General features: G+C 60.7%; 27 protein-coding genes. 12 read left to right on the top strand and 15 right to left on the bottom strand.

What is annotated here, in order from left to right; all coding sequences use genetic code 11:
* Nucleotides 1-66 precede the first annotated feature (66 nt).
* The 7 genes from KRR55_RS06020 to KRR55_RS05990 all read left to right on the top strand — a co-directional run bounded on the left by KRR55_RS06020 (nt 67) and on the right by KRR55_RS05990 (nt 4,674).
* Entirely contained in the window at nt 67-981 is a 915-nt protein-coding gene (locus KRR55_RS06020; protein WP_217388125.1) for a hypothetical protein, read from the top strand.
* 67 nt (nt 982-1,048) lie between these two features.
* Nucleotides 1,049-1,993 carry a hypothetical protein gene (locus tag KRR55_RS06015; protein ID WP_217388124.1) on the top strand — a complete coding sequence of 315 codons (945 nt, stop codon included), beginning with the start codon at nt 1,049-1,051 and terminating at the stop codon, nt 1,991-1,993.
* Between the two features lie 535 nt (nt 1,994-2,528).
* Nucleotides 2,529-2,738, top strand: a complete 210-nt coding sequence (locus tag KRR55_RS06010) for a hypothetical protein (RefSeq protein ID WP_217388123.1) — start codon at nt 2,529-2,531, stop codon at nt 2,736-2,738.
* 65 nt (nt 2,739-2,803) lie between these two features.
* Entirely contained in the window at nt 2,804-3,829 is a 1,026-nt protein-coding gene (locus tag KRR55_RS06005) for a CHAP domain-containing protein (RefSeq protein ID WP_217388121.1), read from the top strand.
* A gap of 2 nt (nt 3,830-3,831) precedes the next feature.
* On the top strand, nt 3,832-4,044 hold the full coding sequence (locus KRR55_RS06000) for a hypothetical protein (protein ID WP_217388120.1): 213 nt from the start codon (nt 3,832-3,834) through the stop codon (nt 4,042-4,044).
* 3 nt (nt 4,045-4,047) lie between these two features.
* Nucleotides 4,048-4,212 carry a hypothetical protein gene (locus tag KRR55_RS05995; RefSeq protein WP_217388119.1) on the top strand — a complete coding sequence of 55 codons (165 nt, stop codon included), beginning with the start codon at nt 4,048-4,050 and terminating at the stop codon, nt 4,210-4,212.
* A 138-nt stretch (nt 4,213-4,350) separates the two neighbouring features.
* Nucleotides 4,351-4,674 carry a histone-like nucleoid-structuring protein Lsr2 gene (locus KRR55_RS05990; protein WP_217388118.1) on the top strand — a complete coding sequence of 108 codons (324 nt, stop codon included), beginning with the start codon at nt 4,351-4,353 and terminating at the stop codon, nt 4,672-4,674.
* Nucleotides 4,675-4,740: 66 nt separating this feature from the next.
* Here KRR55_RS05990 and KRR55_RS05985 read toward each other — a convergent pair whose 3' ends face one another.
* The 4 genes from KRR55_RS05985 to KRR55_RS05970 all read right to left on the bottom strand — a co-directional run bounded on the left by KRR55_RS05985 (nt 4,741) and on the right by KRR55_RS05970 (nt 7,728).
* Nucleotides 4,741-6,954, bottom strand: coding sequence for a type IV secretory system conjugative DNA transfer family protein (locus KRR55_RS05985; RefSeq protein WP_217388117.1), 2,214 nt, complete (start codon nt 6,952-6,954; stop codon nt 4,741-4,743).
* Between the two features lie 107 nt (nt 6,955-7,061).
* Nucleotides 7,062-7,256 carry a hypothetical protein gene (locus KRR55_RS05980; RefSeq protein WP_217388116.1) on the bottom strand — a complete coding sequence of 65 codons (195 nt, stop codon included), beginning with the start codon at nt 7,254-7,256 and terminating at the stop codon, nt 7,062-7,064.
* A 2-nt stretch (nt 7,257-7,258) separates the two neighbouring features.
* Complete coding sequence (locus KRR55_RS05975) at nt 7,259-7,444, bottom strand: hypothetical protein (protein ID WP_217388115.1); 186 nt, start codon at nt 7,442-7,444, stop codon at nt 7,259-7,261.
* Between the two features lie 2 nt (nt 7,445-7,446).
* Nucleotides 7,447-7,728: a hypothetical protein gene (locus KRR55_RS05970; protein ID WP_217388114.1), complete on the bottom strand. Its 282-nt coding sequence runs from the start codon at nt 7,726-7,728 to the stop codon at nt 7,447-7,449.
* Nucleotides 7,729-7,995: 267 nt separating this feature from the next.
* On the opposite strand from KRR55_RS05970, the gene KRR55_RS05965 reads away from it, so the two are divergent.
* Complete coding sequence (locus KRR55_RS05965) at nt 7,996-8,715, top strand: hypothetical protein (protein ID WP_217388113.1); 720 nt, start codon at nt 7,996-7,998, stop codon at nt 8,713-8,715.
* 141 nt (nt 8,716-8,856) lie between these two features.
* Here KRR55_RS05965 and KRR55_RS05960 read toward each other — a convergent pair whose 3' ends face one another.
* Nucleotides 8,857-10,314 (bottom strand): recombinase family protein, encoded by a 1,458-nt coding sequence (locus KRR55_RS05960; RefSeq protein ID WP_217388112.1) that lies wholly within the window; start codon nt 10,312-10,314, stop codon nt 8,857-8,859.
* 21 nt (nt 10,315-10,335) lie between these two features.
* Here KRR55_RS05960 and KRR55_RS05955 point away from each other — a divergent pair, with 21 nt between their 5' ends.
* Nucleotides 10,336-10,986, top strand: a complete 651-nt coding sequence (locus KRR55_RS05955) for an ATP-binding protein (protein WP_254455858.1) — start codon at nt 10,336-10,338, stop codon at nt 10,984-10,986.
* Between the two features lie 24 nt (nt 10,987-11,010).
* Here the strand turns inward: KRR55_RS05955 and KRR55_RS05950 are convergent, their stop codons facing one another.
* The 4 genes from KRR55_RS05950 to KRR55_RS05935 form a co-directional block, all read right to left on the bottom strand.
* On the bottom strand, nt 11,011-11,673 hold the full coding sequence (locus KRR55_RS05950; protein WP_336245045.1) for an ABC transporter permease: 663 nt from the start codon (nt 11,671-11,673) through the stop codon (nt 11,011-11,013).
* A complete protein-coding gene (locus KRR55_RS05945; protein WP_217388111.1) occupies nt 11,670-12,407 on the bottom strand; it encodes an ABC transporter permease in 738 nt (245 codons plus the stop codon). The genes KRR55_RS05950 and KRR55_RS05945 overlap by 4 nt, the downstream gene beginning before the upstream one ends.
* Nucleotides 12,404-13,471, bottom strand: a complete 1,068-nt coding sequence (locus tag KRR55_RS05940) for an ABC transporter ATP-binding protein (protein ID WP_217388110.1) — start codon at nt 13,469-13,471, stop codon at nt 12,404-12,406. Before KRR55_RS05940 ends, KRR55_RS05945 begins: the two co-directional genes overlap by 4 nt.
* Nucleotides 13,472-13,612: 141 nt before the next feature.
* Nucleotides 13,613-14,548 (bottom strand): ABC transporter substrate-binding protein, encoded by a 936-nt coding sequence (locus KRR55_RS05935; RefSeq protein ID WP_217388109.1) that lies wholly within the window; start codon nt 14,546-14,548, stop codon nt 13,613-13,615.
* Nucleotides 14,549-14,962: 414 nt separating this feature from the next.
* Here KRR55_RS05935 and KRR55_RS05930 point away from each other — a divergent pair, with 414 nt between their 5' ends.
* The 3 genes from KRR55_RS05930 (at nt 14,963) to KRR55_RS05920 (ending at nt 17,950) form a co-directional block, all read left to right on the top strand.
* Nucleotides 14,963-16,261, top strand: a complete 1,299-nt coding sequence (locus KRR55_RS05930) for a DNA-processing protein DprA (RefSeq protein ID WP_217388108.1) — start codon at nt 14,963-14,965, stop codon at nt 16,259-16,261.
* Between the two features lie 108 nt (nt 16,262-16,369).
* Nucleotides 16,370-17,314, top strand: a complete 945-nt coding sequence (locus KRR55_RS05925; protein ID WP_336245044.1) for a tyrosine recombinase XerC — start codon at nt 16,370-16,372, stop codon at nt 17,312-17,314.
* Nucleotides 17,315-17,446: 132 nt separating this feature from the next.
* The gene (locus KRR55_RS05920; RefSeq protein WP_217388106.1) at nt 17,447-17,950 is read left to right on the top strand and encodes a DUF3145 domain-containing protein; all 504 of its coding nucleotides are present in this window, start codon (nt 17,447-17,449) and stop codon (nt 17,948-17,950) included.
* Between the two features lie 242 nt (nt 17,951-18,192).
* On the opposite strand, the gene fabF is transcribed toward KRR55_RS05920, so the two are convergent.
* The 6 genes from fabF to aceE all read right to left on the bottom strand — a co-directional run bounded on the left by fabF (nt 18,193) and on the right by aceE (nt 26,314).
* On the bottom strand, nt 18,193-19,431 hold the full coding sequence (gene fabF, locus KRR55_RS05915; protein ID WP_217388105.1) for a beta-ketoacyl-ACP synthase II: 1,239 nt from the start codon (nt 19,429-19,431) through the stop codon (nt 18,193-18,195).
* 244 nt (nt 19,432-19,675) lie between these two features.
* Complete coding sequence (locus KRR55_RS05910) at nt 19,676-19,921, bottom strand: acyl carrier protein (RefSeq protein ID WP_217388104.1); 246 nt, start codon at nt 19,919-19,921, stop codon at nt 19,676-19,678.
* Nucleotides 19,922-20,019: 98 nt separating this feature from the next.
* On the bottom strand, nt 20,020-21,075 hold the full coding sequence (locus KRR55_RS05905) for a beta-ketoacyl-ACP synthase III (RefSeq protein WP_217388103.1): 1,056 nt from the start codon (nt 21,073-21,075) through the stop codon (nt 20,020-20,022).
* Between the two features lie 14 nt (nt 21,076-21,089).
* Nucleotides 21,090-22,013 carry an ACP S-malonyltransferase gene (locus KRR55_RS05900; protein ID WP_217388102.1) on the bottom strand — a complete coding sequence of 308 codons (924 nt, stop codon included), beginning with the start codon at nt 22,011-22,013 and terminating at the stop codon, nt 21,090-21,092.
* Between the two features lie 77 nt (nt 22,014-22,090).
* Nucleotides 22,091-23,356 carry a PucR family transcriptional regulator gene (locus KRR55_RS05895; protein ID WP_217388101.1) on the bottom strand — a complete coding sequence of 422 codons (1,266 nt, stop codon included), beginning with the start codon at nt 23,354-23,356 and terminating at the stop codon, nt 22,091-22,093.
* A 210-nt stretch (nt 23,357-23,566) separates the two neighbouring features.
* Nucleotides 23,567-26,314, bottom strand: coding sequence for a pyruvate dehydrogenase (acetyl-transferring), homodimeric type (aceE, locus tag KRR55_RS05890; protein ID WP_217388100.1), 2,748 nt, complete (start codon nt 26,312-26,314; stop codon nt 23,567-23,569).
* Nucleotides 26,315-26,389: the final 75 nt, after the last annotated feature.

Raw genomic sequence — 26,389 nt, 5'->3', positions numbered from 1 at the left:
CGTTGCGGAACGATGCCTCTACCGATATAACGAGAGAACACTCGCAAAACGTATCTGGGGGAATAGATGAAGAACTGGACCAAAATTCTGCCTGTTGGTGTGGCATTGGCAATTGGGCTGACTGGCTGTGGTGCAGGGGAACCGCCAGTGGCACAAGCTGAGGTGTCTGAATCGACGGCGTCGTCAGCGGCATCATCACCTAGTGATCTTCCAACCAGCAGCCCTAAGTCAACACCGATACCACCCGAGTCAACTGAGCCAAGTACACAAGGGGGCGGTAGCACTTCAGAATATTCAGCCGCTGATCTAAAGGCGTTGTCGCTGGAACAGTTCAACGAGCTGCCACTTGATGACCGACTGGTACTTGTAGATGACATGCTGCGTTATGCCAAGGAATGGCAGAGCGGTGAGTTTGGTGAGCACTGGGAAAAAGCGAAGATGACGGATCTGTACAAGTACAGCCCGTTGGATGTCGCGTCACCGGACAATTCTTTAGAGGAAATAGTCATGCAGAACCTCTACATGAATCAGTTGGCTCTAACCCAAACTGAAGATATGGCCATGTCCGGAACTTTCGATCCCGACACTGCTGCCAAAACTCTTTCTGGTCTGTCCATATCTTCAGAATTCCCCAATAGTAAGGCTAACGACACCATTGCTGATTCAGTTCAGTACCAAGGGCTAGTCCGGAACATCGCGACTGTTGGAGAGTTTCGAGCGGAATACCCGCAAGAAATCGCGTCTATTGACGAGAGACTGTCGTCTTTGGAAGCCATCACTGACGAAGACGGAAAAAAGCATCCTGGCGCTACGGTTGTCTACTATCTTGACTTCAAAGAAGATGTTGGCGTTGCGTTCCCTAAAGGCGGTCACGTCAAATTCTCGGAAAAGTACGTTTACCACACCTACGAAACACCAAGCGGCGACAAGCAAGGTCTCTGGCTTGCTTATGAGAGCACATCATTCGGGAGGGTAAAATAGCCTAAACAATATTGAATCTTGGTCCTACATTGAGCATTTCTGTCATTGATGTTATTTTGAAGTAAATATGTATGACAACTTCAAAATAGCCAACTATAACAACGCACTCGTATCACCAGAATTTTATGCCAAGCCTTTATCTAGGCTCTTTAGCGGCGATGTAATAGATGGCTTGACTGTCATACCTGGTACTGGTCTTCAAGTAACGCTCCAGCCGGGCAACGCTCTTCTGCGATATGGATCTGCCGCAGTCGCCTCAGCTCGTATTGTCAGTTTGGTCGCAGACTTCAATCTCGCAATCCCTACGCCTGATGCTTCTAACCCGCGTATTGACGTTGTAGTCATTTACGTAGACAACGCCGTGAATCTCCCGGTCGTAAATGGTTCTAATCCGCCTACATCAGCAAACTTGGATGGTCCTGGTGTTGTAAAGGCCAAGATTGTCTCAGGTACTCCAGCAGCTACACCTGTCGCGCCTACATCCGTTGCAATCCAAGCATCTGTGGGTGCGGGTAATAGCTACACCGTATCAGCGCAGGTAAGGGTAGATCCTGGGGTGGCGCTTATTGCGGCTAATAAGATCACTGACGTTCGGAAGAAGGCGTTGGTTACGTCCGACAAGATAGACTCTGCGACGTTTGATACCCATAAGAAGATAGTATTTCTTAACTTCGAGACCACTGGCACGAAAACAATTTCTGGTCTAGGATTTCGACCGCAATCAATAAAGACTTCTCACTGGAGGGCAGGTGGAGTGAACCTAAGCTCGATGCAAAGTATGGACGGGTTCGGTGTTCGTAGCGGTAATACACAAGGTTGCTCCTCGGCTGTTGCTACCACTGCGCCTGCGACCGTCCAAGCCTCTACTGCCTCTAGATTTGTCGAAGCTGTGTCCTCTACAGGAGCTATTACTATTGCCGGAACCATAACTTCATGGGGCGAAGATAGCATTACCTATAATGTGACGGCTGCTTCTAGCGGGTACACGCCGATGGCTTTAATAACTGACTAATCGACGTCACATTAGAGTGACGTAACTACTCCACTCCAGCCGGCTGCGTACACCCCCGTTGTGCCAACACCGCCATTGTTGCCGTACAGAGAAATATCATAAGTACCCGCAGGCAGTTCAAGGTCAAAATTATTCGAGGCAGGGACTAAATTGACCCCGCCGCTTGCCGGCCTCATCCACAGGATGCGCCATCGTTCGTTGTAGCTCACAGTTCCGATTCGCAGGAATACCTTGACGTCTGCGCCTGCTGTGTCGACTCGAAGGTGACCCTTGATTGTGAACCGGACTTTCACCGCAGTGCTGAAGGTGACGGTATCGAGAGTCCCTGGTATCTGCTGAGGGGTGGTAGTTAGGCTTCGGTTCGTATCTGATTGCTCGTCACTCTTGCCGATTAAGAACGTCGTCCAATCTATCTTGTGCGATTAAGAGATTATTGGGTTTATCTAACTTAAGCGTTCTGTTAAGTTGTAGACATATGGATGCCCACAACGAACCGCCAACAACTATAAAAGAAGTTGGTATTCACGTTGGGTACATGCGCGATGACATCTCAGAAATGAAGGAGCTCATCAAGGGCTTCCCCGCGCTATTTGCAACGAAGGTAGAACTCGCGGCACTAGACACCCGCATAAAGAACCTCGAACGTCGCAACGGCATCAAAACAACGCTGCTCTGGGTCGGTCTTGTCGCGTCAGCAATCATCAACATCATCGGCGCGTACAGGTTGTTCGATGGGCCTAAGTAAGTGAAGAACGGAGGTGATATGGAAACAGAGGTAGCAGTACCTGCAATTGCAGTCGGAGTAGAAGCTTGAGTATCGCGGCTAACGCGGATGCATACGCCAACGAGCGTATTGGGATTTATTTTCCTGGACATCCCTCGCATCTAACCGGACAGTGTGTAGCCCTGGCCAAATGGTTCATCGGTGAGATGTGCGGCATTAAAGATTGGCAAGCAGCGCGTGGCCACGCCAAAGATTTCGGTGACACTCTGGTCAGGCAAGGCCATGCCACTGTCGTCTCTACGCCTAAGCGAGGCGACCTTGCTGTATGGAAGCAGGACGCCGGCAACTACGGACATATCGGCGTCGTTTTGAGTGGCAACCGAGTATTCGAAGGAAACGTTGGTATCGCTGGCACAGCATCTGCGGTTTTTGAGGGGAACAAGGTCTACGCATCCCGTATTGATCCGCTCGTTGCCTCATGGCGCAAAGGTCCGGCCACTTATTACCGACTCAAGTCCTACAAAGAGAACGCCAAGCAACCAGTAACTAATCCGCCAAAAGGAGGTGATGACATGCCAGTAAAGATCAACCTAGACACCGCGAGAATTCTGACTCACGGAGTGTTGGCTCGTAACGGGGTATCTGGACGCGGGAACTCGCTAGATGGCTCAAAAGACAAAGATCTGAAAACTAATCACGTCGGGCGCGAGCTAACCAACGAATACGTTCAAGAGCTGTTTCTCTCTGGAGAAGGTCGTCAGTGGCGGGATACGAATGACTCCAACTCCATCCAGGGAGTCAATGCTCGGTTATCGAAGGCGGATGAAGCGGCCAAGAAGCTAGATGCCGAAGAGGCGAAGAGTGTCGGTCTGGTCAAGAACTTGGATGAGCAAATCAAAGCTACCCAGAAGGCGCAGGACGAAGCTGCGACGGTGAAAGGACAGCTTGAGACGGCCCTCGATCGCATCGTCAAGCTTGAATCAGTCAAGCCACCTGTCGCACCCGTGCCAGAAGAAGCAAAGTCGAGTGTCCCTCAGTCACCAGACCTGCGCGATGTCATCGAGGTGCTGGCGGCGTGGGCCAAGAACAGATTTATCAAGAGTAAGGAGTAGCCATGAGTAAAACTAAGTTCCTACAAACAAACGTCGGTAAAACCCTGAAGGCAGGACTGTACGTCGGTGCGTCAGCAATAATCGGTTACCTAATCAGCGCAACCGCAGGTGATGCTGAGCTATTTGGTCCTTTGACCGCATTGATCAACTTGCTGCTGGTATTCGTCAAGCAGACGTTCTTCGCTACAGGCACTAAGAACATAGGCGAGAATTGATCGATGGAGCCAATCCCTCCAAACGAGCGATTGGTTCCGGTCTACGTAGGTGAAGAGATCAAGTACATGACTCCACCCGAGTATTACCTGTACAACTATGGCGTCGTGCGCAAACTGGGCGAATTGGCAATACAAGATTCAACCCAAAAAGACGCCGACGATGAATAGCACCGTAATTGGTGCGCCACACACTGTCTGACGCTCTACATGCGAAAAGACGACAATCTCTCCACCTGAAACCTCAAGCCGTCTAATATCGCATTAGGCCGCTTTGTTCATGCCTCTAATGCGGGTAGAGTGATATTTATGGCTAAGCACACGATAACGATCGATGATATCGACGGCAGCAAAGAAGCAAAGTCTTACCGCTTTGGTCTCGGCAATGATGAATACACCATTGACCTAAGCGCAGACAATTACAAGGCACTCCAGGAAGCCCTGGCACCGTTCATCAAGGCCGGTGCAAAGGTTGTTGCTTCTGTTCCCCGCAGCAGCAATGGAGTTCGCAATAGCCCGGAGGAACTGCAGAAGGTCCGTGAATGGGCCGCAGCCAATGGATATGACGTTGCACCTCGTGGACGCGTCAAGCAGAGCATTATGGATGCATACGCTGAAAGCAACCAGTCCTAAGTTAGTCTTAGGCAATAGAGAGCCCACCCAACTCGCCGTTCCGATGTTGGGTGGGTTTCTTTTTGCCTATATTTTCTTGCGGCCTAGATTTGGCCGCTCATTCTCTGGAACCGGCTCAGGACTTCGGCGTGTGGCAATTTCAGCTTCAAGACGCTCAATAGGGACGCCGTACTTGAGATCTGAGAGATTCCTGGCTGTGGCGCCAAGGTCAAAGGTCTTCATTGGCGGAGCCGCGCTCACTGATACAGGTGCCCCAGTGTCCGTTTTGTTCGCGATCTTTGCGTAGGCATCAAAGCGCTTGTTGTTGACGAAGTCATCCGCCGTGATCTGTTTGCCGAATTCACCGCCCCAGATCTTGGACTCCTTGGCGCTGATGGCAAAGATGACCTTCGTGCCTGTGTTGTTGATGATGGCTGCCTTGTTCTTTTCGCTCACCTCGGAGCCGTCCAGGTATTGGGTCGCGACGGTCAAACCAAACTTGTGCTTGCGACCGCGGGCCATGATGTCGCCAAGATTTTCTGATGAGCGGGTCATCTGTTGAACTTCATCGAGGTAAACGAAGTTCGCTCTGTCCGGTGTCATTGACTGCGCGGTCGTCCACAGCGACTGGAACAGCAAGGTGCCCAGTAGGCCGGCTGTCTCTTCAGGAAGCCCCGCGAGGTTGATCAGCAGGATCTGGTTGCGCTCGAGCACCGTGCGCATTTGAAATGCCGATTCAGTTTGCCCGAGGATGTTGTGAATCTCCGGACGGTTACTGAACTGCCATAGGCGGTCGTAGAGCGGCTGAGACTTCGTGCGGCGCTCTTCTTCCTTGAGAAGCAGCCAGTCATCCCAGAAGCGGCGCATGCGTGCATCCTTGACCGACCGCACAACCTCCTTCACCCAGATGCGCTCTTGATCCGTATCGGGACGAATTAGGGTCAGAAGATCCATGAAGGTCGTTCCCCCGTGGTCAATCAATGCGTACATGCCGTGGTGGATGAGCTCGCGCGTCCAAACTCCCTTGCTGTCGGAGTAGAGCTGCTGGATCAGGTTGCTGATCTGGTCGACAACCATGTGTGAATGCCCTTGATCCAGAATGTTGAAACCGACTGGCCTATTGCTCCCGTTCTTTACGTCCATGATGATGACGTCGCCCAGGCGTTCATGCGGGATGTAGGAAAGCGTCCGATTGAAAAGTGTTTCGGGTGACTCGCTGTTGCTTGCATCTATGACGATGACCCCATAGCCATTGGCCATGTCTTGGGCTGCCCAGTTCGCCATGAGGGTCGATTTACCGGAACCCGTGCCACCAGAAACGTAACTGTGAAAGGGAGCGTACTCGTACGAGAGGGCAACGGGTCGTTTGTGGCCGGGGTAGTTGCTGACGCCGATGATGCGTCCTTCACGCGGGACCTCCTCGGTGGCGTAGAGCTGTCGGCTCGAAGCTCTCGGTAGTCCTGGGATAAAGGGGTTGCCAATCGGAATTCCAATCAACGCAGCAAGTTCAGGGACGTTCAGCTGTCCAGGGAAAAGCCAAGGCGTTGTCGCTTCGTTCAATCGCTTGCTGGCTTCTTCTGGATCGCGGTGTGAGCCCTTGAATCGCGTCCCATGACTATCAGCAGAGCGCAGCACATCGAATACACCTTGAGTCAGGTACTTAGCTCGTGCTTCCGTTCCGGCTACCGATCCGATGCGACCCATGGCAAGAAAGTTCGTCTCATTGAGCTTCGTCCTGCGATCCTCGACTTCTTCACGGCTGGCTGTCCGATTGATGAGAGCTGCGAATAGGCCGAACTTTGTCGACTGGACTTCGTGTTCCTTTGAAGGGAGCCGATCAAAGGTGTCAGGAGTGACTACCCATTGCAGGACGAGAGCCTCATCGTGATTCAGTGCCTGGGACGCAGCGGTAAGAATTCCGGTTGAGATATCGGTTGAATTTCCGTAGCTGAGCTGCCGGGCTCCGTCCGTCATACCGACTTCAATGACGTCGTTCCATTGCGGCCGGGCACGCGTCTTGTCTTCTTCTACGATGACGCCCGGGATATGGTGCCGAATTTGAGCGGCCATCCTATCGCCAAGCTGCCAAGGAACAATTACCCGGTGCGTTATGCCCGTTCCACTGGCGTGGGTTTCAAAGACAATTGAAGCGACTCCGAATATCCGAGTGATACCTGGGTGGATGCTGCTGCCCATTACCCGAAGAAGAGCGACAATACGATCTTCAGAAAGGTCGGAGGGGAAAGTCAGCGAGTAAGTCTTGCGTTCAATATCGAACTGGCGCTGTGACTTGATCTTCATTTCAACAACTCCCAAGATAATTGCCGGGGGTAAGAGAGTTGATAGAAGGATGGGCCAGAACATCTGCCACTACTTTGACATGTTCTGGCCCATCCGACCATCTTTTTCTAGCGTCTCTTCCTAAAGATCGCGCGGATGATGAGGAAGAGGATGACAACGAAGCCAACCGCCGAAAACAGGGGCTGGGCCAGTGAAAATAATCCAGCGAGCAACGAACCGATCATGTCCCCGAGACCCGTATTGAACGTGTCTGAATCCATGTCGGGATTGAACCATCCGGTGGTTGCGAGTACTAGCAACATGGTTACCGCCCGCCTTTGCGCTCATCGTCAACTTCCCGTTGCCAGCTGCTCTCGCGGCGGTAGTTGGCTTTGTACTGGTCCTTCTGCAACTTCCGACCGAATCGGAGCGCAGCGATCAATCCGAAAATGAGGATGAACGGGAAAACGCCTACGAACAAGACGCCAATAATGCCAGGTAGATTTTCCATGGTTAGCTGCCTTCCAGTTTTCGAGCGATTCGCCGCGAGTAGGCGTCTTGTATCGGACGGACAAGTGATTTAAGGTCGGGGTCATCGCCGGCAACTTCGTTGCAGAGACGATTGACGTTGACGACGCTCTGGATGGCAGCGCGTGTAAGTGCCTGGTCCATTTCCAATTGGTAGCTCGTCATCTGCATGCGCTGGTGATATTGCTGCGCAAGCTCAACTTCATTAGTAGGTGCTTTGCGGGGTTCTGGTTCACCGGTAAAGAACCGGACGAGGCTGTTGCTCATGGCTTACTTCCTTGAATTAGTTCCAACGCCCTAAGGCGACTGGTTCAAAGGTAAAGCCGGTTTCACTAGGTGGGGAATAGACTTTCGTGACGGTGGCGCGACGACGACGTCTGACGGTTTTCGTGCCAACAGCAGGTCAGTGAAGCGTCACTCATGCGCCAGAAGTCATAAAGGCGACAGTAAAGCGACAAGCCAACGAACAGCCTTGTTTTGATAGTACGATTCAGCTAAAGGTTCCGTCTTAGATATTTAGAATCGGGGAAATTGGTGGGCAGCGTTAGCGAGGTCATAGCGTCGCTGGAAGACTTAGAGGGCTCAAATTTTGGTATAACAGACAGCTCGCTGAGTGGCCACGCGCCTCTCGTTGATCTCTTGCTGAACTACTCGCCGGAAAGGCCTTTGCTATCGCTGCGCAGATTCGCGGATGGCAACGGTGGTGAGCAAAGGTTTAGAGCATTTATCCTGAGTTCCGGGCTATGTGATGAAACCTTTGGTAAACCGCGTTCTGAACGTATAGCGATCACCCTGAAGATGATGTCAGTGTCCCACCGGACCTTGCAGCGTTACCAAAGAGAATCGCTTCCGGAGTTTGGGCACGCTGCCTACCACTACTTCAATCGTCATAGTGCCGAAGATGAAATTGCTGCGTACAGAGAGCGCACGGAGCAAGTTTCCCTGGGTGATCTTTACAGAAAAATCGATTTGGTGCTTTCCTCGAATGATGAACTGAGAGATGAAATTGGAAAGATTAACTCTCGATTAGATTCGTTGCGAACGGACAAGCTTGAGATGCGCGTTCAGCTCCAGCGGTATGGGGACATCATCCATAATCTCACCGGCATCAGGAAGCTGATTGTTGGCGACTACTACGATGTATCTCAAGATTCTTCAACGCCTAACCAAGGGGCAAGCGAGGAAGAAATGCCCACGGAAGGCAAGCCGATTCCCCCTCAGTTCAAAGGCCCAGGCTGGCGGCATAGATCGTGACGGCATTTCTTGGAATAGACGGGATCGCTGGATCGGGCAACGATCAGTAGAATATGAGTCCGCCGAAGACGAGACGATCGAACGCAATGACTAGTGAGTTTCCGAGCGTGAGGGTAATGCTGAACCATCCAGTCTCGGCTTCTACGCTCTCCACAGTATTTCTATCCGCTCCGGGTTGAATTGACGGAACTCCTTGTAATTGGTTTTCTGGTCACCCGGCTGAGCTGCGTGAACTCGGATCTCTTCAATGAGCGAATCCGCTAGTTGACGACGCCATTTCAGGCCAGCTTCATCCCAGGCCGTACGAATCGTTTTGCCGGCTGGGATATTCGCAATGGTAACTTTGCTCGTCTTTGTCTCTATCTCGCGTCTGAGCTGCTCTAGTCGCGTCTGGGCAATGATCTTAGATGCCTTGTACTCGGCGAACGTCATTTCTCCAGTTGAATACAGGTCGATTATCTCGGTCAGGCGCTGGTCTTGGATTTCATGTTGTAGAAACGCCTGCCTAAGTTCAGTTGATACTTGCCCCTTGTTTGCGAGCAATGAACTCATTTCTGGCGATTCAAGCCGATACAAGATGCAGTCGATGACTAAAGCTTCAATTGGATCCTTGCGACGCTTGATCTTCCCGCACCCTAATTTCTGGCCGCGGTGGTCTTTGGTGCGGCAACAGAATGCGGGGGTATACGATCCATCGCGCTTACGAGCGGGAACGATGTGCATCCGCGTTCCGCAAAGTCCGCAGTATACGAATCCAGTGAGCAGGTGCTTGCGTGCGTAGGTGCGCTTGCCATGGAGGGAGTGCCCACGCTTGATAGCCACGTGCAGCGCGTCCCACGTCTCTCTGCTGATTAGCGGTGGCCATTGAGCCGGGTACTCATCATCGTTGTGAACACGAATGGAAATGTTGCGAGGGCGTATGGCCACGTTTCGTACGTTGATAGCCGCCCAGAATTTGCCTGTAGCAGTTCGAAGACCGCGTTCGTTTAGGTCGAGAGCAATTGAGTTCCAAGAGTCGCCACGTATGTAGCGGTCAATGATCTCCCGAGCTACCGCAGCTTCTTTCTCAATGATGACCATGCCGTTCTGCTCGTAGCCATAGGCGCGGTTGCCGCCGCTTGGAAGCCCCGCCTTAGCCGCCTGAAGCTTGGCCGATAGAACTCGGTCTTTCGAGTTGTCGACTTCGAGTGTGGCAAATGAAACTGCTGTCCGTGCCATTGCTCGTCCCATGGCCGTGTTCAGATCGAATGCGCCGGCCATGACCGTTTGAGTCTGGATTCCAGATGCTTCCACAAGCTCGATGTAGTCCTCGAGCTCTCGCATTCGTCGGTATAGGCGATCAAGCTGCCACGCGATTACAACGTCGACTTCGCCGCGCTTTATTGCGTCCACCATTGCTATGTACGACGGGCGAGGTTTGCCCGAGTAAGCGCTGATTCCGTTGTCGACTTTGACCAGAACGACTTCCCATCCGTTCCTCTCGGCAAGCTCTCGACATGCCTGTTCCTGGCGCTCCACGCCAAGACCTTCGCCACGCTTGTCGTCGCTGATTCTGGCGTATATGGCACATCGTATGGGGGTAGTTTTAGGGTCTGACATGGGAAATCTCTGCCGATCACTATGCGGGAAGCGGGGAGTGTTGTCAACACTCTTGATGAGGCACCGGAATTTTCCGCCCCGGCACTCGATGCGTTGCGCCAGCCGCTGGAATCCGGCGTGCTCACCCTGCACCGGGCATCCGGAACGGCAAGTTACCCGGCGCGTTTCCAACTGCTGCTGGCGGCGAATCCGTGTCCATGCGGAAGGAACCTGGGGAAGGGCACCGAGTGCACCTGCACCCCGATGCAGCGCCGCCGCTACCTGGCCAGGCTCTCGGGACCGTTGCTGGACCGGATCGACATGCAACTCTTTGTTCCGCAGCTCTCACCCAAGGAGCTGGCCGGACGCGGAGGCGGCGAGTCCTCGGCCGTGGTTGCGGCGCGGGTGCGCGAGGCCCGAGGCGCGGCACGCGACCGGCTCAAGCGCTGGGGGATCGTCACCAATGCGGAGGTGCCGGGATCGATCCTGCGCAACGAGCTGCGACTGCTTTCGGCGACCCTGGCCGGGCTGAACCGGGCCACGGAGTCGCTGCGACTCAGTGCGCGCGGCTATGACCGGGTGCTGCGCATCGCCTGGTCCATCGCCGACCTGAACTCCCATGCCTGTCCCACGGCGCAGGACCTGGACGTGGCCATCCAGCTGCGCCAGCACGGCAAGGGGGACGTGGGCTGATTGCGCTCGCCGACGGGTGGGTGCCTACCTCGCGATGGCACGCCTGGCCGGGGAGAGCGCCTTGACCAGCAGGGCCAGCAGGCCGTCGAGCACCAGTGCAAGGGCAGTGACCAGGACGGCGCCAACCAGCACCTCGCCGTAGTCGTAGAGCGCAAGCCCGTCGAAGATGTAACGCCCCAGCCCGCCCAGGTTCACGTAGGCGGCAATCGTCGCGGTGGCCACGACCTGCAGGATTGCCCCGCGCAGCCCGCCCAGGATCAACGGCAGCGCCAGCGGAAGCTCGACCTGCAGGATGATGCGCGAGTCCTTCATGCCGATCGCCCGGGCTGCATCCACCACCGAGGGCTCGACATTGGCAACGCCCGCATACACCCCGGCCAGGATCGGCGGGATCGCGATCAGCACCAGGGCCGCCAGCGGCGGCAACAGGCCGATTCCCATCAGGAGCACCAGCAACGTCATGATGCCCAGTGACGGCAGGGCCCGCAGGACATTGGAGGCCGACACCAGTAACACCCTGCCGGTGCCGGTGTGGCCGATGAACACGCCCACCGGGAAGGCGATCACGGCCGCTGCCAGCACCGCAAGCAGCGAATACCAGAGGTGTTCGCCCAGCCGGGCCGGGATCCCCGCGGATCCGCTCCAGTTGGCCGCGTCGGCAAAGTAGGCGAGCATCTCGTTGATCACTTGGGCTCCTCCCGGTTCGCGGTGTCCTGCACTGGAATGGTGGCAACCTTAGCGCGCCCGATCGCGGGGCGCCGCCTGCCGGGCGCTTGGCCCGGGGCTGCCCCGTGGTGCAGCCAGGGAGTCAGCACGCGGGCGGCGCCGGCAATGAGCCGGTCAAGGACCAGGGCGAGGACCAGGATGACGATGATGCCCGCCAGGATCTGGTCGGGGTAGTTGCGCTGGTAGCCGGCCACGAAGAGCTGGCCCAGGCCACCCACCCCGATCACGGCGCCCACCGACACCAGCGACACGTTGGTGACCGCCGCGACCCGGGTTCCGGCCGCAAGCGGCGCCACGGCCAGCGGCAGGTCAACGAACACCCTGCGCCGGGCGCGGGAGTAGCCCAGCGCCTCGGCGGCGTTCAGCACCTCGGGCGCCACGGCATCCAGGGCGTCAAACACCGTGCGCACCAGCAGCGAGGTCGCATACAGGCTCAGCGCGATGACCACGTTCAGCGGGTCAAGGATCTGCGTGCCGATGATCGAGGGAATCACCACGAACAGTGCCAGCGAGGGGATGGTGAAGATCGCGCTGGCCACCGCGGTGATCACGGCCCGCGCGCGCGGCCGGTTGCCGAAGACCAGCCCGAGCACCAGCGCGAGCGCCACGCCCACCACGGTGGGGACGATGCTGAGGAACAGGTGTTCGAGTGTCAGGGCCCAGGCCTGCCCGGGATTGTCCAGCAGCCACCTCATGCCGGGTCCCGGACGCCGTGGCGCAGGTAGGGCGCCAGGTCGTCGATGGTGACGCAGGCGCTTGGCACGGAGTCACCGTTCAGCAACAGCGCCGCCGAGACCGGGGAGGCCAACACGGCATCGAGAGCCGAGCGCACCGTGTCCCCGCGCCGGACCGCGGGCCCGGCCGCAAACTCCACGCCGGAGGGGTCCAGCCACACCGCCCTGAGCTCCGCGGGGTCAAGCCGAAGCTTCCAGCCAGGTGCCAGCGCCCCCAGCTCGATCAGCCCGTCGGCGCCGGGGGCGGGAAGGGCGGTGGCCCGGACGTCCTCAAGGGTGGCGAAGGAGAGCTGGCGGAAGCCACGGTCCTTGGACACCATGGAGGTGACGAACTCGGTGGCCGGGCGCGTGAGGATCTCCAGCGGCGATGCATATTGGTGCAGCACGCCGCCGGGGGCCAGCACGGCGATCCTGTCGCCCAGGGTGAGCGCCTCGTCGATGTCGTGGGTGACCATCACGATGGTCTTCTTGATCACGGATTGCAGGTGCTGGACTTCCTGCTGCAGCTCGAGGCGCACGATCGGGTCAACCGCGGAAAAGGGCTCGTCCATGAGCAGGATTGGCGGATCGGCGGCCAGGGCGCGGGCGACACCGACGCGCTGCTGCTGCCCGCCGGAAAGCTGAGCCGGATACCGTGTGGCCATGGAGGCATCGAGTCCCACCCGTTCCATCGCCTCGTACGCCTTGGAGCGCGCCTGGGCCTTGGACAGTCCCAGCAGGCGCTGGACGGTGGCGACGTTGTCCAGCACGGTGCGGTGCGGGAACAGGCCGGCGTTTTGCAGCACGTAGCCGATGCCCAACCGGAGCGTGACGGCACGGATGTCGGCGACGTCCTGCCCGTCGATGCGGACGCAACCGCTGCTGGGGGCAACCATGCGGTTGATCATGCGCATCGAGGTGGTCTTGCCGCAACCGCTGGGCCCGACCAGGACGGTGAATGAGCCGGTGGGGATCTCCAGGTCAAGGTCGGTGACCGCCCGGGTGCCGCCTGGATATGACTTGGACACTGATTCGAAGGTGATCATCGCGGGTTCTTGGGTCCTATCGGTGGCGGTTCGGCGGGAAAAGAGTGCGGAAAATGGGTGGCTCCCACCGGCGGGTGAGAGCAAGCGCCCCCGAATCGAACAAGTTTTCTAATATTGTCGATCCGGGGGCGGAATCCTGCGCTAGTTGCCCAGCAGGCCCTGCTCCGTGAGCCAGGTGATCGCCGCCTGCTTCGGTTCGACCTTGGCGCTGCCGGAGACCTGCTCGTTGAGCTTGATCAGCTCCTCGGTGCTCAACTTCGCGGAAATGGCATCAAGAGCCTGTACTGCATTCGCGTCGAGCTTGTCGGCGGCGGCCACCGGAACCACCTGTTGCGCCGGGAAATTGTTCTTGGGATCCTCCAGCACCACCAGGTCGTTGGCGGGGATGGCCGTGCTCGTGGTGAAGATGTTCGCGGCGGTGACCTTGCCGTCCAGCAGCGCCTTCACGGTTGCAGGGCCGCCGCCATCGGAAATTGGCTCGAACTTGGAGGGCACGAATCCGTAGTTCTTCTCCAACCCCGGCAGGCCCACCGGGCGCTTGTTGAATTCGGGGGGACCGGCCATGACCACCTCGTCGTTGTGTGCCGCCAGGTCCTCGATGGACTTCAGCGACCATTTGTCCGCGGTGGCCCGGGTGACCACCACCGCATCCTTGTCCTCGGCCGCGGCCGGGGTGAGCATGGTCAACTTCTTGGACTCCAGCGCCGCCGGCAGCGCCGAGACGATTGATTCGGGCGAGCTGACATCGGCCTTCGCGTCCAGGGCCAGCAGCAGGTTGCCGGTGTAGTCGGGGATCAGGTCGATGGACCCGTCCGCCAGCGCCGGAATGTAGGCCTCGCGGCTGCCGATGCGGAACTTCGTCTCAACCGTGTACCCCTTGTCCTTCAACGCCTCGGCGTAGAGGTTGCCGATGATCTCGGATTCGGTGAAATCCGCCGAAGACACGGTCACGGTTCCGCCGGCCGCGGACGATGCACCAGGCGCCGGAGCCGCCGTGGGGTTGGAGCATCCGCTAAGGATCAACGAACCGGCCACCACGGAGAGGGCTGCGATAAAAGGAAGCTTCATTTTATTCATGTGTGATGCCTAGTTTCGTGTCAGTTGTTCCCACCGGCGAAACGCTCCGGATGCTCGTTGCCGTCGGCAGGCGGGCTGAATCCATCGTTGCCTATTTGGAGCCCCACAAGCAACATACATAAGCGCCCGACATGCGGTGTTGCACCCGCGGAGTTCCCGCAAGGTCCATGCGCCGACCGTTTCCACCGGCGTCGGCACCACTTGCCCACACAACAGAACCCACAGCGCCCACGTTTGCCGCGGGTGTCCCCAGCACGTGGATCCGTTCCTTTCGGCGTCGTGGGCGAAAGGCACGATGGGGGGAGCACCAGAAGCATCCCCACCGGTACTGGCACAACTTACGCAGGAGCGGCACCGTGGTACCGACCCAAGCGCCGATACCACGGAACCAAACCAGCCGGAAGCGACAGACACATGAGCAACGCAGACCCCGAGGTCCTGGCACGCGCTGGCCTCACCCACATCATCGAACCCAACGACCAAACCGGGTCTGCACTCGTGAAGGTCGCCGGGGCGGTGGAAGCCTACCGCCTCATCCGCCAGCACAACGGACCAGCGCCGGCACACGAACAGCAACAGGTCGCCGAACTGCTCGATGCCCTCGGCGCCAGCCGCGCGAGCCTGCGCCTGGATGCCGGACTAGAACGCTGGCGCCCCCGGGCGGCGCTCGCCGACCCGGAAGCCGACCTCAAGCTCATGTCAGCACTCGGGGGAGGGATCATCCACCCGGCAGATCGGAACTGGCCGCAGGGCTTCGACGCCCTCGGGCTGGCCGCACCCCTCGCCCTCTGGTACCGCGGCACCGCTGACCGGGGCATCCTGCGCGACCCGGCAAACCTCGCAGCCATCGTCGGATCACGCGACGCCACCGAATACGGACGCACCATAACCGCCGAACTGGTTCATGGCCTGCGGGCACGGGGGATCTGCATCGTCTCCGGGGGAGCCTACGGCATTGACGCCCAGGCCCACCAGGCCGCGCTCGCCGAAGACCCGCCCACCGGCGGCCGCCCGGGAGTACCCCCGCCGCCTGCCACAATTGCCGTCATGGCAGGGGGACTGAACCGCTTCTACCCCGTCGGCAACGACGACCTGCTCAAGGCCGTCCACCGACAGGGACTCCTCATCGCCGAAGTAGCCCCCGGGGCGACGCCCACCCGATGGCGCTTCCTCCAACGCAACAGGTTGATCGCCGCCCTGTGTGCCGCAACCATCGTCGCCGAGGCGCGCTGGCGCTCCGGCGCCCTGAGCACCGCACGCCACGCCGCGGAAATAGGCCGCGAGGTAGGCGCGGTCCCGGGGTCAGTCTTCTCCGCCAACTCCGCGGGCTGCCATCGGCTCATCCGTGAGGGAGCGGCAACACTCGTGACCGATGCCGCCGAGGTGCTCGAACTGCTCAAGATCACTGAACACCCGCCCGGAGCCCCCGCTGGCCCGCAACCCGCACAGGCCGACACTTCCGAGAAGGCGGAAGAACCACGCGACTACGATGGACTGGCCATCCAGGACCTGTTGCTCCTCGACGCCCTCCCCGTGCGCTCCCCGCGGACCCCGGACCAACTTGCCGCGCTCGCGGGACTGGGCATGGGATCCATCCTCGGCGGACTCTCGCGCCTGGCCACCCGGGGACTTGCCGAACGCACGGGCAACGGATGGATACGCCGTTTCCCCAACGGCAGGGAACAGCAACGCGGTGCCCCAAGCCTGCACTGAAGGACGCCGGTGCGCATCATCCGGCGTGGCACCGTTGCCCCAAGCCGCAACACGGGAGACAGTAGAGACGTGCCAGCGCCAATCGAACAAAGAACCGAACCCCCGTCCGTGCCCGTCGAGCTACAAAAAGCCCACGACGGCTTCCTGCGATACATGGGGCTGGAACGCGAACGCAGTGAACACACCCTGCGCGCCTACGGCAGCGACATCAAGAACCTGTATGCCTACGCCATCCCGCGCGGCGCCACCACCCTTTCAGGACTCGACCTCACCCTCCTGCGCGCCTGGCTCATGACCCTGCAGGAATCGGGACTCGCCCGCGCCACCCTGGCGCGCCGATCTGCAACCATACGCAGTTTCCTGACGTGGGCGGTACGCGAAAACCTCATCGCCGCCAATCCCGCCATCCGGCTAAAGTCTCCCAAGCGCCAACAACGCCTCCCTCACATCCTGCAAAGCAACCAAATCGAACGAATCTTCCAACCGCAGCCCGACCCCCCGGGCACGCCCGATGCCAAGGCGCCCGAGCCGACCCGCGAACAGCTCGCGCTCGCCGACCGCGACAGGCTCATCCTGGAATTGCTGTACGCCACCGCCATCCGCGTGGGGGAGCTGGTGTCGCTGGACATCAACGACATCGACCTGGACCGGCGCACCCTTCGGGTCATCGGCAAGGGCAACAAGGAGCGCACGGTGCCATTCGGCCAGCCCGCGCTGAACGCGGTCGATGACTGGCTGCGCCGTGCGCGTCCGGTATTGCGCACCGAGGACTCCGGACGGGCTCTGCTCCTGGGCCGCCGCGGAAAGAGACTCGATGCCCGCCAGGCGCGCCAGGTCGTCTCAGACGCCCTGGCGGCGCTGGGGGACACCGCGGCCCGCGGGCCCCACGCGCTGCGCCACAGTGCGGCGACCCACCTGCTGGACCGCGGCGCAGACTTGCGCGCCGTGCAGGAGATCCTGGGGCATTCCTCCCTGGCGACCACGCAGCTCTACACCCACGTCTCGGTCGAACGGCTCAAGGACAGCTACCAAAATGCCCATCCCCGCGCATAATCCGAGGTCATGGTCGAAAGACGCTGGCCGAACGCCGTATAATCGTGCACAATACTAATCAGGACCTACTGGACTTCGAATCAGGGCTGTTGACGTTGGGGAAGACGTTCCAACAGCACATCGGAGGAAAGCATGTCTGACGCACTGACGAGGGGCGTACTTTTCGTACACTCAGCCCCTTCAGCGCTGTGCCCGCACATCGAGTGGGCGATCGGTTCCGTTGTCGACCAGCGGACCGAATTGCACTGGACCGAGCAGAGCGCCGCCCCGGGCATGTCCCGGGCCGAAGTGAACTGGACCGGCAAGCCCGGCACCGGTGCTCTTTTGGCGTCCGCTCTTCGCGGCTGGGCGCACCTGCGCTACGAGGTCACCGAGGAAGCCAGCCCCGGTGTCGACTCGAGCCGCTGGTCCCACACCCCGGAATTGGGGATCTTCCACGCCACCACGGACGCCGCCGGCAACATCATGGTCAGCGAGGAACGCATCCGCTGGGCATACGAAAAGGGTGCCGGCGATCCTGCCATCGTGTACCAGGAACTCTCCATCGCGCTGGGCGAGGCCTGGGACGAGGAGCTCGAACCCTTCCGCTACGCCGCCGAGGGCGCCCCCGTGCGCTGGCTGCACCAAGTCATCTAACCGCTTCCGGCGCCTTTGGGCGATGGCAGCGTCTCGTGTGGGCCGGTTGGCTGACCATTCCTCCTGGTCGATGAGCCGACCGGTGCACACTTCAACCTGTAGAGAAAACAACTCGTAGGAGTGTCGACCGGCTGCGTACCCTCCGCGGAACATTGACGCAGACATGACGGCAAAGAGCCCGGGCCCGAAGTTTCACTTCGGGCCCGGGCTCTTTGGTGCTGCAGGCGGTGCCTGCTGGCGGACTAGACGCTGCGAATGGCAACCACGGCGTTGTGCCCGCCGAAGCCGAACGAGTTGTTCAGCGCAACTATGGAGCCTTCGGGCAGTTCGCGGGGGCTGCCAACAACGACATCCAGCGGGATTTCCGGATCCTGGTTCTCCAAGTTGATCGTCACCGGTGCCTTGCGGTGGTAGACCGCCAGCACCGAGAGCACCGACTCGACGGCGCCCGAGGCACCCAGCAGGTGGCCCATCTGCGACTTGGTGGCGGATACGCAGACATTGTCCAGGTGGCTTCCCAGGGCCGCGCGCAGTGCCGTGTACTCCGGCTTGTCGCCGACGGGGGTCGACGTTGCGTGGGCGTTGACGTGGACAACGTCCTCGGGCTGGATGCGGCCGTCGAACATGGCAGCCTTCAACGCACGGGTGGCGCCGAGGCCTTCCGGGTCCGGAGCCGTAATGTGGTAGGCATCCGCGGTGACCGACGTTCCGGCAAGCTCGGCGTAGATCGTGGCCCCGCGGGCAATGGCGTGCTCCTCGGCCTCGAGGACCAGGGCGCCTGCGCCCTCTCCCATGACGAAGCCGTCACGGTCGACGTCGTACGGACGCGATGCGTGCTCCGGGTCGTCGTTGCGCTTGGACAGCGCCTGCATGGCGGCAAAGGAGGCCATCGGCATCGGGTGGATTGCGGCTTCGGCACCGCCACACACCACGACGTCCGCCTTGCCCGAACGAATCAGCTCCAGGCCGATGTGCATGGCCTCGGTGCCCGAGGCGCAGGCCGACACGGGGGTGTGGGCACCGGCGCGGGCGCCAAGGTCCAGGGAGACTGCGGCGGCCGGGCCATTGGGCATCAGCATGGGAACGGTCATCGGCAGCACGCGGCGCGGACCCTTTTCCTTCAGCGTGTCCCAGGCGTCAAGCAGGGTCCACACGCCGCCGATGCCGGTGGCGAAGGCGACGGCAAGACGGTCGTGATCGACCGTTTCAATTTCGGAGTCCTTCCAGGCTTCGCGCGCGGCAACCACGGCGAACTGGGTGGAGGGGTCCATGCGCTTCATTTCGATGCGGGAGAGGACCTCGGAGGCCGGGGTGGAGGCCTTGGCGGCAAACTTCACCGGCAGGTTGTAGGTTTCAACCCACTCGTCGGTCAGGGTATGTGCCCCGGAGACGCCCTTGAGGGCATTGGCCCACAGGGTCGGGACGTCGCCGCCGATGGGGGTGGTGGCACCAAGGCCGGTGATAACAACTTTGCGAGCCATGTTGAAACTCTCTACTGGTTGGGGCGAAACGGCTAGCGAAGCTAGCACGCGATCCAAGCGTCGGGCCGTGGCCAAATGGACGGGATCCGGATTGAATCGAAAATCTGGGGATCGGTTACGAAACCGGCAAAGCGGGTCGGCTGGCGCGTGGGTGACAGCCGGTAAACATGAAGGGGGAATCGATGCTCCCCTTGAAACGCGAACCCGTGAGGGAACCCGCTTCAAGGGGAGCATCATTGCCAGGCTAGACCTGTGCGCCGGCGATGAAGTTCACTGCATCGGCAACGGTCTTGAGGTTCTTGACCTCTTCGTCCGGGATCTTCACGTCGAACTTCTCTTCGGCGTTGACGACAATGGTCATCATCGAGATGGAGTCGATGTCCAGGTCCTCGGTGAAGGACTTGTCCATTTCGACTGCCTCGGTCTCCAGGCCGGTCTCTTCGTTGACGATCTCGGCCAAGCCGGCCAGAATCTCTTCGTTGCTAGCCATGATGGCTCCTTTTCTGTGTTTGCCGGTATCAAGCCCGACGACTATGCAGACCACAGGTGTGCGGTCCGAATGATGGGTTGTATCCCTGGGAGTAAAGCCTAGGGCAGGACAACGACCTGTGCGCCAAAGACAAGCCCGGCGCCAAACCCAATTTGCAGTGCGAGGCCGCCGGAAAGCTCGGGGTTGTCCTTGAGCATCCGGTCCATGGCCATCGGGATCGAGGCCGCGGAGGTGTTTCCGGCATTGGCGATGTCGCGGGCGACGACCACGGTTTCCGGAAGCTTGAGCTGCTTGACCATCTCGTCGATGATTCGCATGTTGGCCTGGTGGGGAATGAACGCGACCAAATCCTCCGAGGTGATCCCTGCCTTCTCCAGCGCGAGCTTGGCCATCTTGGCCATCTCCCAGACGGCCCAGCGGAAAACGGTCTGGCCGTCCTGGCGCAGGGTCGGCCACAGCTGTGCCTCGGTGGCTGCCATCAACGAGGCGCCTTCGGGGGAGGACTCAGCCTGCAGGACCGCATCGCGCAGGTCAAGCTGGGAGTGGGTCATGCTGATGGCGCCCCACTTCGAGCCGTCCGAACCCCAGACCGAGGGAGAAATGCCGGGGATGTCGCTCGGGCCGATGACCACGGCGCCGGCGCCGTCGCCCAGCAGGAAGGAGATCGTGCGCTCGTGGTTGTCGATGTAGTCCGACAGCTTCTCGGCACCGATGACCAGCACGTACTCGGCCATGCCGGAGCGAACCAGTGCGTCGCCCTGGGCCACGCCGTAGCAGTAGCCGGCGCAGGCGGCGGAAATGTCAAACGCCGGGGCCGGGGTGGCGCCGATGCGGTCGGCCAACGCGGCGGCTGCCGACGGGGTGGCATGCGGGAAGGTCACGGTGGAGACGATGACCGCGCCAAGCTGGCTGGCCTCGATGCCTGCCGACTTCAGGGCTTCGCGCGCAGCCCCTTCGGCCATGTCCAGCAGCGAGGTGTCCGCTCCGGCGCGGGCGCGGGTCACGATGCCGGTGCGCTGCTGGATCCACTCGTCCGAGGAGTCGATCCACTGGCAGACATCTTCGTTGGTGACGATGACGTCGGGGCGGAATGAGCCCACGCCATGGATGCGGCTGAATTCGCGCGCGGTGGTTTGGTTCATCACTGCAGTCATGATTCGGGAACTTCCTATGCTTGGGTGTGTTCAAGTACGAAGGCGCGTGCCGCTTCGAGGTCTTCGGGGGACTTCAATGCCAGGGTCGGGATGCCCTTGAGGCCGCGGCGGGCCAGGCCCACCAGCGTTCCCGCCGGCGGAAGCTCGATGATCCCGGTGACTCCCTGCGCGGCAAGCTGCTCCATGCACAGGTCCCAGCGAACCGGGCGGGAAACCTGGGCAACCAGCGAGGCCAGGTTCTCTTCGCCTCCGGCCACGGACTGGCCGTCGTAGTTGGACAACAGCGTGGTGGCCGGGTCCTTGGCTTCCAGCGTCGCGGAGAGCTCCTGGAGCACGTTCACCGCCGGGGCCATGTGGTGGGTGTGGAAGGCTCCGGCGACCTTGAGCGGAATCACGCGGGCCTTGGCCGGGGGATTGGCTGCAAAGCCCTCGATCTGCTCCAGGGTGCCCGCGGCAACGATCTGGCCGCCGCCGTTGGCGTTGGCCGGGGTCAGCCCGGCGGCGAGGATTGCGGCGTTGACTTCGTCCGCGTCCCCGCCCAGGACAGCGGCCATGCCGGTCGGGGTGGCCGCGGCCGCCAGTGCCATGGCGTTTGCGCGCTCACGCACGAAAACCATGGCGTCCTGCTCCGAGAGGGCACCCGCCAGCGCGGTGGCGGTGATTTCGCCGACGGAGTGCCCGGCCAGGATCGCGTTCGCCGGGAGCGTGCCGCCGAAGAGCGCGCGTGCGGCAATGAGGCCGGCCGCCACGATCAGTGGCTGGGCCACCGCGGTGTCCTTGATGGTTTCTTCGTCCGACACCGTCCCGTGGGCGGTGAGGTCGCGTTCCGTGATGGCTGAAAGTTCGGCGAGGTGTTCGGAAACACCCGGAACCTCGAGCCACGGGGAAAGGAATCCGGGGGTCTGGGAGCCCTGTCCAGGGCACACGATTGCTAGCACTACTCCAGCTTTCCAAAGAAGTCGATCACGACGGCTGTTTTCGCACACCGACTTGTCGGCATGCTTTTGTATGAATCCTACAAGGCCGCAGGGCCCTTGCGCGGCACCGGTTGCCGTGTTTCGGGCAAGTTTTCCGTAGTTTCGGCGTCCAGCCTACCCACCACCAGCGCGGTTTGCAGCACGAACGCCTCGCGGGGAACCAGCGGATCCCACCCCGTCACGTCGCACACCCTTTTAAGTCTATAGCGCACCGTGTTTGCATGAACGAACAGCTCCCGGGCCGTTCCTTCTAGCGAGTGCCCCAGCGAGAGGTAGCTCGATAACGTCTCAATCAGCCCGTTTCCTGCCTTGATCAGCGGGTTGTAGATCCCGGACACCAGCGCCTCGCGGGCCTCGGAGTCGTTGTTCATGACCCGCTCTGGCCACAGGTCATCGGCGTCCACCGGCCGCGGGGCCAGCGGCCAGGCGCGGGCCGCGGCGATGGCTGCAAAGGCGGCCTTGGCGCTGGCTGACGCCTCCTTGAGCGTGGGGGCCAGGGGGCTGTAGACCACCGGGCCGTCGCCGAAGAAGGAGGCCAGCCGGTCCAGTCCGGTTCGATCGGCCTCGACGCCTCCGAGCATCAGGATGGCCCGTTCCCCGTGGACGCCGACCAGCGAGTCGCGGGCGTAGCGGGCGGCCGCCCGCCGGAGTTCGCTGACGAACCCGACCTGGGAGGATTCAGGGGTCGCGCCGATCATCACCAAGATGTTCTCGTGCGATTTCCAGCCCACCGCGGCAATCCTGGAGCGGAGGGAGTCCTGGGACTCCCCGCGCATCACCGCGTCCACGACCAGGGCCTCGAGCCGCGAATCCCAGGCACCGCGGGTCTCCGCCGCCCGGGCGTACACGTCGGCCGCGGCGAAGGCGACCTCCCGCGAATAGCGCAGGACCGCCTCGCGCAATTGGGTATGTTCGGATTCCGGGGCAATGTCGGGCACCTGGGACTCGACGACCTCCACGATGGTGCGGATCAGTTGGAGGGCCTTTTGCAGGCTGATGGATCGCGTCAACTCGGTGGGTGCCGCGCCAAAGACGTCGTTGAGCACCCACTGGGGCGAGGTGGTGGGCCGCTCATACCAGGAGACGAACGAGGCGATGCCCTTTTGCGCAACCAGGCCCAGGGCCGCACGTTCCTCGGGACGCAGGCCGCGATACCAGGGAAGAGATTGGTCCAGGTGCTTCAGTGCCACGGTGGACAGCACGCCCAGGTGCTGCTTGAGCCGTTTGAGGGTTTCCGGGCTGGCCTTGGCTTGCCGGAAGGGCCGGATCCGCTGCGCCGGATTCGACGTTTGCTCATCACTCATAGAACGAGCATACGCATCATCATGCCCGTGAACTATTTTGTATGTTTCTCACAACGACATCCGCTGTGCGCGGCAGGGCGACGATCCGCAGTGGGGGGCGACGTGCGGCACCCGTGGCGATCACAATTCGAGCCGCCCAACGCAAAACAGCGGTGGCGCGGACCCCCTGGGGGGAATCCGCGCCACCGCTGTCAGCCGGTGCTCAACCGGTTAGGCGTCTCCACCTGCGTTGCCGCTGGTGCCGGCGGTGACGTCGTCGAGCTTGTACTTGGCGAAGGCGGCGGCCGGTGCCGAGGCGTCGACCTCTCCGCGCTTTGCCAGCATCTGCAGGGTGCGGACCACCACCGAGTGCGCGTCGATCTTGTAGAAGCGACGTGCGGCGGCGCGGGTGTCGGAGAACCCGAACCCGTCGGCGCCCAGGGTGGCGAACTCGTTGGGCACGAACTGGCGGATCTGGTCCGGCACGGCCTTCATGTAGTCGGTCACCGCAACGATCGGACCGGTGGCACCGGCCAGCTGCTGGGCAACGAACGGCACGCGCGGCTCGGCGGTCGGATCGAGGAACGTCTGCTCCTCGCACTCCAGGCCGTCGCGTCGCAGCTCATTCCAGGAAGTCACCGACCAGACGTCGGCCGACACCCCCCAGTCCTCGGCAAGGATGCGCTGGGCATCGATGGCCCACGGCACCGCGACGCCGGAAGCGAGCAGCTGGGCCCGCGGTCCGTCGACGGTGGCCGGGGAGACCTGGTAGATGCCGCCGAGGATGCCGGGAACATCGAGGTTCTCCGGCTCCTTGGGCTGCTGGTACGGCTCGTTGTAGATCGTGATGTAGTACATCACGTTCGGGTCCTCGTGCTTGCCGCCGTACATGCGCTCCAGGCCGGCCTTCATGATGTGGCCGATCTCGTATCCGTAGGCCGGGTCATAGGTGATGACCGCCGGATTGGTGGAGGCGAGGATCGGGGAGTGCCCGTCGGCGTGCTGCAGGCCCTCGCCGGTCAGCGTGGTGCGACCTGCCGTGGCGCCCATGATGAACCCGCGGGCCATCTGGTCACCTGCCGCCCAGAAGGCGTCGCCGGTGCGCTGGAAGCCGAACATCGAGTAGAACACGTAGATCGGGATCAACGGTTCGTCGTGCGTGGCGTAAGAGGTTCCCGCGGCGGTGAATGCTGCAACGGCGCCGGCCTCATTGATGCCCGGGTGGATCAGCTGCCCAACCGGGGACTCCTTGTAGGCAAGGACCAGTTCGCGGTCCACCGACAGGTAGTTCTGGCCATCCGGGTTGTAGATCTTCGCGGTCGGGAAGAACGAGTCCATGCCGAAGGTGCGGGACTCGTCGGGAACGATCGGGACCACGCGCTTGCCGAAGTCCTTGTCGCGCATCAGGTCCTTGAGCAGGCGGACGAAGGCCATTGTGGTGGCCGCCTGCTGCTTGCCCGAGCCGCGGGCAGCGACCTCGTAGGCCTTGTCCTCCGGCAGATGGATTTCCTTGGATTCGGTCCGGCGCGAAGGCACCGCACCGCCCAGGGCCTCGCGGCGCTCCATCATGTACTTGTACTCGGCGGAGTCCTGCTCCGGACGGTAGTACGGCGGCAGGTACGGATCGGCTTCGAGCTGCTCGTCGGTGATCGGGATGCGCAGGTGGTCGCGGAAGGCCTTGAGGTCCCCGAGCGTCATCTTCTTCATCTGGTGCGTGGCGTTGCGCGCCTCGAAGTGCGGGCCCAGTCCGTAGCCCTTGACGGTCTTGGTCAGGATGACCGTCGGCTTGCCCTTGAACTCGGTGGCTGCCTTGTAGGCCGCATAGACCTTGTGGTAATCGTGGCCACCTCGCTTGAGGTTCCAGATTTCCTCGTCCGTCAGGTTGGCAACCAGTTCCTTGGTCTGCGGGGACTTTCCGAAGAAGTGCTCGCGGACGAAGGCGCCGTTTTCGGCCTTGTAGGTCTGGTAGTCGCCGTCCGGGGTCTGGTTCATGATGTCGACCAGCGAGTTGTCGGTATCGGCATCGAGCAGGGCATCCCACTCGCGGCCCCAAACGACCTTGATGACGTTCCAGCCCGCGCCGCGGAAGAATGCCTCAAGTTCCTGCATGATCTTGCCGTTGCCGCGAACCGGGCCGTCGAGGCGCTGCAGGTTGCAGTTGACCACGAAGGTGAGGTTGTCGAGCTTCTCGTTGGCAGCAAGCTGCAACAGGCCGCGCGATTCCGGCTCATCCATTTCGCCGTCGCCGAGGAATGCCCACACGTGCTGGTCCGAGGTGTCCTTGATGCCGCGGTTCTGCAGGTAGCGGTTTGACTGCGCCTGGTAGATCGCGTTCATCGGGCCGATGCCCATGGACACCGTCGGGAATTCCCAGAAGTCCGGCAGCGAGCGCGGGTGCGGGTAGGACGGAAGTGCGTGTCCCTCGCGGGACTTTTCCTGGCGGAAGCCGTCCATGTCATCTTCGCTCAAGCGGCCCTCGAGGAAGGCGCGAGCGTACATGCCGGGGGAGGCGTGGCCCTGGAAAAAGACCTGGTCTCCGCCACCCGGGTGGGACTTGCCGCGGAAGAAGTGGTTGAAGCCCACTTCATAAAGGGTCGCTGCGCCGGCGTAGGTGGAAATGTGTCCACCGACTCCGACTCCGGGGCGTTGGCCGCGGTGCACCATGACCGCCGCGTTCCAGCGCATGTAGGCACGGTAACGACGTTCAACCTGCTCGTCGCCCGGGAATTCTGGTTCCTGATCCACCGGAATGGTGTTCACGTAGTCGGTCGTGGTGACCATGGGGACGCCCACGCTCTTGGCGCCGGCGCGCTGGAGCAATGAACGAACAATGTACTGGGCACGCTCGGTGCCCTGGGTTTCGACCAGATCATCGAAGGACTCAATCCATTCGGCGGTCTCCTCCGGATCCCGGTCCGGCAACTGGCTAGTCAAGCCGCTACGGATGTGAGAAATGTGTTCCTCTACAGCCACGTCCATCTTCTCCTCGTTATGGGGTACAGCGGGGACTGCGGGGCGAGCGCTATTTTGCATGCCTCGAACCGCAGTGGCGGT

This window comes from Paeniglutamicibacter quisquiliarum (assembly GCF_019084045.1).
Taxonomy (GTDB): domain Bacteria; phylum Actinomycetota; class Actinomycetes; order Actinomycetales; family Micrococcaceae; genus Paeniglutamicibacter; species Paeniglutamicibacter quisquiliarum.
This window is presented reverse-complemented; position numbering and strand designations above follow the sequence as displayed.